Source organism: Azohydromonas lata (genome assembly GCF_034427735.1).
GTDB classification, from domain to species: Bacteria; Pseudomonadota; Gammaproteobacteria; order Burkholderiales; family Burkholderiaceae_C; genus Azohydromonas; species Azohydromonas lata.
In genome coordinates, this window is sequence record NZ_JAXOJX010000251.1 from 1 (window position 1) to 295 (window position 295).

At 75.9% G+C, this 295-nt stretch carries 1 protein-coding gene; it reads right to left on the minus strand.

Annotation, left to right across the window (positions count from 1 at the left end):
- Nucleotides 1-295: FAD-dependent oxidoreductase (locus tag SM757_RS35270; RefSeq protein ID WP_322468904.1), on the minus strand; the 295-nt coding region annotated here is incomplete at both ends.

Here is a 295-nt window from a genome sequence, read left to right on the forward strand (position 1 = left end):
TTCCACCGGCAGGCGCAGCCCGGCCATGCGCGCCAGCACCGAGGAGTGGCCCGCGGCCACGCAGCCCACGCGAGCGGCCTTCACGTAGCCCTGGCTGGTCTGCACGCCCAGCACGCGTCCGCCCTGGACGTCCAGCCCCGTGACCTCGCAGTTCTCGATCAAGTCCACGCCCAGCCGGCTGGCGGCGCGGGCGAAGCCGCGCGCCACGGCGTCGTGGTGGGCAATGCCCGCGCGCGGCTGCCAGCTCGCACCCAGCACGGGGTAGCGGGCGCGGCGGCTGCAGTCGAGCTGCGGA